Source organism: Nocardia sp. NPDC050630 (assembly GCF_044457245.1).
GTDB lineage: Bacteria > Actinomycetota > Actinomycetes > Mycobacteriales > Mycobacteriaceae > Nocardia.
The window spans coordinates 1-4,307 of record NZ_JBITGN010000060.1; the positions used below are offsets into that span (position 1 = coordinate 1).

Sequence of the window (4,307 nt, forward strand, 5' to 3'; positions counted from 1 at the left end):
ACTCCCGCCGAGGCCCTCGACTGCGCCTGCGGCCTCTACCTCAACGACCCGACCGCCTGGCAACCCCCGACGAACTAACGGTCGCACCCACTAGTCGGCTCCGGTTCGGAACGCTGGGCGAGTTCGGCGATCAGCGGTTGTGCCGCGTCGGGGATCTGCATATCGGTCCAGTGATAGGTGCTGGTCCGATGGCCGTCGGTGACGGTGAGTTCGTAATTGAACTGATCCGGTATAGGTGGACGCGGCGGCGGTGTGTCCCGCTCGGGCAATGTGTCGTTGAGCAGGTCGGTGATGACCGGCGCCTGCTCGGCGGGCAGATCGCGCGCGTCGACCGATGTTGTCATCTCTATTCCGGCGAGGCCGCCGCTTCGCCGGAATTCGAGATGTAGGTCGGAGGTGGCCATAGGCACGATGGTATTCGTCGCTGTCGGGTTCAGCGCAGCGTGACTTTCACGGTATCCCACGCCGATTCCACCGCACGCGCTTCGTTGCTGACCCTTCCGAAACGGTAGCGGGCCTGCTTCAACGTCAATGCGGCGAAGTTGCCGAAGGTGGCGTTGGGCTTGAGCCCAGGGTCGACGAGCGCGTCGTACCAGATTGTTCCCGGCGTCTTCCACGCTTCCCCACCCAGCGTGGTGGCGAGCACGTAGAAGGCGTGGTTCGGGATACCCGAGTTGATGTGGACGCCGCCGTTGTCTCTGGTTGTCTGCACGTACTTCGACATATCGGCGGGTTGGTTATCGTGCGGGTTGGCTGTGCCGGGGGCCTTCAGCGATCGCAACGCAGGTGACAGCAGCGGTCCTACGATGTCCCCACCGATCAACCAGTCGGCTTGATCGGCGGTCTGGGCGAGGTGGTACTGCTTCACCAGCGATCCGAACACGTCGGACAAGGATTCGTTGAGTGCGCCGGACTGGTTCGAATAGGTGAGATTCGCCTCGAACTGGGTGACCCCGTGGGTCAATTCATGCGCGACCACATCGAGGCTGCGCGTGGTGTCGGTGAATATCTGGCCGCTGCCGTCACCGAAGAACATATGCCCCTGCCCATCCCAGAACGCGTTGTCATATTTGGTACTGAAATGCACCATCGCGGCGATCGACATGCCCTGATCGTCGATGGAGTCGCGTTGGAAGACGTTCCAGTAGAAATCGTAGGTGGCCCCGAAGTTGTCGTAGGCGGCGTTGATCGATGGGTCGGTAACCGGCGGTTGGCCTTCGGCTCTAGCAAGCGTTCCCGGCACCATCGCGGTGGAATGCTGCTGGTCGAAGATCGTGCGCTGCGGTACACCGTTCGATACCGTGCCCACCGCTTGTTGCGGTTGTGGTCCCTGTCGGCCGACGGCTTCGGCACGCAGCATTCGGATGCTGTTGTCCAGATCCATCGATGCGAGCAGTTCTGCTCGCTGATCCGGCGGAAGTTCCCGCGCGACCGACTGCAGTAGGTCGGGTGGGAGGATGCACGCTGTTGGGTATCGCATTTTCTGCTCCGTTTCGGGTGCTGTGCGGCGGCTGATTGTGGATGCGGGCGGGCCGGTGTGGGCGCGGCGATGGCTAGCGCGGGGGCGAGGTTTGCCAGGACCGTTCGGCCGCTCGCCGTTTTTCGGGCGTCTTATCTACCGAAAACGCTTGTGGCGCTGTCGACCAACTCGTTGCCGTGCGATTGCCGAACAGATCAATGGCTTGTGTATTACCGTCCGGACCGGCTTCGACCTGCACATTTATTCTCGGATGTTGAATAGCTACGGACACGGGTAGGCGACTACTCCTTATCTCTTATCGAGGCGACCTAGCAGGTCGAGTAGTGGCCCCGGCAGGGTAAGCGGTTGCATGACGAGGTCTTGTGCGAAAGGCCGCGCAGGCCTTGCTTTTAGGCCCACTGGCACCGTGCGGCGTGTCGGCAAAAGTTCAACCGACTTCGCGGCACAATCAGCGGATGGTGATCAGCCGAAGATCGTTGCTGGCGTTGGCGGCGGCGCTACCTGTCGCCGGGCACGCGGCGGCCGCGCAGCGGCCATCTTCGGTGTCCCGGTACACCATGACCGCGTTCACCGATGCCAGCGAAACCGATCTGTATGTTTACGAATCCGACGATGCGATCACCTTCCGGCAGCTGAGCGGCCCCGCCTACCGGCCCCCGACGGGTCTGCTGCGCGACCCCAGCGTCTTTCGCAATGTCGATGGCTATTACTACCTCACATACACAACCGGCTGGGAAGGGCGAACCATCGGTTTCGCCTACAGTGCGGACCGGCTGAACTGGAGTCATCTCTACGACATCATGGTGCCGCTGCCGGGCGTCACATCGACCTGGGCGCCGGAGTGGTTCATCGACACCGACGCAAGCATCAATGTGATCGTCTCACTGTCGGACGGCTACCGGTTCACACCGCACCTGACCACCGCCGATCCGAAACTGCGCTCATGGAGCGCGCTGAGGCCGATGATCGGGCTGGCCCAGCCCGACAACACCTCCTACGGCTATATCGACACCACCGTGGTCCGCGCCGACGGGCGCTACTACGCGTTCACCAAGAACGAATCCACCAAATACATAGAACTCGCCGTCGCCGATCATCTGCTGGGCCCGTACACCTTTGTGGCAACCGATGATTGGGCCGGTTGGGGCGCGCCCGTCGAAGGACAATGCGTCATCGCGCTACCTGGCGGCGGCTGGCGAATCTATTTCGACGCCTACACCGATCATCAGTACCTATACAGCGACTGCCACGACGACTTCCGTACGTGGACAACACCTCTCGAACTGCCCGACTTATCGGGCACAGTTCGTCATTTCACGGTCTACCCGGAGTTCATCGAACAGCCCGATAGTTGATACGACCCTGCTCGAACGTCAGCGGGCGTCGGCCCACTTTGCCAGCCAGCTTTCGTTTTCGACGGCGATGGCGTTCTCGCAGTCGTCGACGAATTCCGCCCATTGCGGTGGATCGGTTGGGGATCCCGCTGTTCGCCACTTGTCGAGCAGTCGCTGTAACCGGTTGGCGGTCGCGAGATAGCTGACGACCAGGAAGTCATATCGCTTGCTTGCGAGATAGGCGACCAGCGCACCGCTGAGTGTGGTCGAAACGGCAATCCATGGTGCGATTCGGGTGGCGGCGTCGGCGCTTACCGCGGTGTTGACCGAAGCAGCGATCGTGGCTGTCAGTCCTAGCGCGATAGCGACCCGACGCAGGAATTGTGCTCGCGCGCGATACTGTCGAGCGGACGGGCGATAGTAGTTGGCGATCTGGCCTTCCACACGTTTGCTCACATACTGTTCCGGCGTCAGCGGCCCCGGCGCGGGTCCCACGCTCGGCGCCTCCTCGAGGAAGCACAGCAGATCCGCGGCTGCCTGTTCGAGCTCTTCGATTTCGGCACAAAGCCGCGCGACCGTGCCCGGAATCGCGCGAAACCTGAAGATCTGCTGCCGCATTCCTTCTGACACTGCCCGCGCGCGGGTCCACTGACGGACCGCCTCCGAGGTCAGGAACTGAGCTCCGACGTAGGTGGCACCTGCCAGCGCCGCCGCACCGGTGGCCGCGACGATGCGGGAGAGCAGCCCGGACTGGCTCGGCACCGTAGCCGTCAGTGCGGCCGCGATCGCTCCCCAACTGCTCAGGTACAGCACCGTCAGACGGAGCCGGTCGATCCGCAGTTTCATCCGGGTGGCGGCATGAGACCAGCGAATCCGCTTCTCCCACAGGGCATTCACCAGCTCGTCATCGGAGGCCACGGTCATTTGCCCACCTCACCGTCGATCGGCAGGTTCTGGCACAGTTTGTGGTACGGGATGTCCGGCGAGACCGAGGAGTTCCAGGTTTTCCGGCTCATATTGGACGTCATCTTGTCGCACAAGATGTCTTCTGACGCAGTCGGAATGGGCCAGACACGGATGGTTCCGTCGTAGCTCGTCGACACGGCATCCTTGCCGTCGGGGCTGAACTCTATGTCCGCTGCTCCCAGTGAGCGCGTTACGTTGCGGCCGGACGATGCCCATCGGCAGGAAATGGCGGTCATCGCGATGCAGGCGCGGCAGCAAGCCCGCCCGCAGAAACGACGATTTGCCGACGCCCGACGGCCCGAGAATGACGAGCATCCGACCCTCGCAGCAATTGCGCATTCCCCGTATCGCATTCAGGGCACGACCGATCTGGGTGCCGCGCCCGAAGTACGCCGCGGCGTCCACTTGTTCCAGTGGCTCCCAGCCGCGATACGGTGTTGTCAACGGACATCGGGACATCCGGGCGGATGGATTCGGCGGGTCCGGCTGGGCGGACAGCAGATCTCCGGGCTGATGGACATCAGTTC

The 4,307-nt window shown here is 62.5% G+C and carries 5 protein-coding genes and 1 pseudogene; 1 reads left to right on the forward strand and 5 read right to left on the reverse strand.

From position 1 onward, the window contains the following. Positions 1–74: 74 nt before the first annotated feature. Positions 75–404, reverse strand: a complete 330-nt coding sequence (locus ACIBG0_RS42120) for a protealysin inhibitor emfourin (RefSeq protein ID WP_397041253.1) — start codon at positions 402–404, stop codon at positions 75–77. A 29-nt stretch (positions 405–433) separates the two neighbouring features. Next, on the reverse strand, positions 434–1,480 hold the full coding sequence (locus ACIBG0_RS42125) for a M4 family metallopeptidase (RefSeq protein WP_397041255.1): 1,047 nt from the start codon (positions 1,478–1,480) through the stop codon (positions 434–436). Positions 1,481–1,935: 455 nt separating this feature from the next. Here ACIBG0_RS42125 and ACIBG0_RS42130 point away from each other — a divergent pair, with 455 nt between their 5' ends. Beyond that, positions 1,936–2,835, forward strand: a complete 900-nt coding sequence (locus tag ACIBG0_RS42130; protein ID WP_397041257.1) for a glycoside hydrolase family 43 protein — start codon at positions 1,936–1,938, stop codon at positions 2,833–2,835. A gap of 18 nt (positions 2,836–2,853) precedes the next feature. Here ACIBG0_RS42130 and ACIBG0_RS42135 read toward each other — a convergent pair whose 3' ends face one another. The 3 genes and pseudogenes from ACIBG0_RS42135 to ACIBG0_RS42145 all read right to left on the reverse strand — a co-directional run. Then, positions 2,854–3,738, reverse strand: a complete 885-nt coding sequence (locus ACIBG0_RS42135; RefSeq protein ID WP_397041258.1) for a DUF4231 domain-containing protein — start codon at positions 3,736–3,738, stop codon at positions 2,854–2,856. After that, complete coding sequence (locus tag ACIBG0_RS42140; RefSeq protein WP_397041260.1) at positions 3,735–4,016, reverse strand: hypothetical protein; 282 nt, start codon at positions 4,014–4,016, stop codon at positions 3,735–3,737. The genes ACIBG0_RS42135 and ACIBG0_RS42140 overlap by 4 nt, the downstream gene beginning before the upstream one ends. Then, positions 4,009–4,239, reverse strand: a pseudogene (locus tag ACIBG0_RS42145) (hypothetical protein); the annotation flags it as partial. The gene ACIBG0_RS42140 and the pseudogene ACIBG0_RS42145, both read right to left, overlap by 8 nt. Positions 4,240–4,307: the final 68 nt, after the last annotated feature.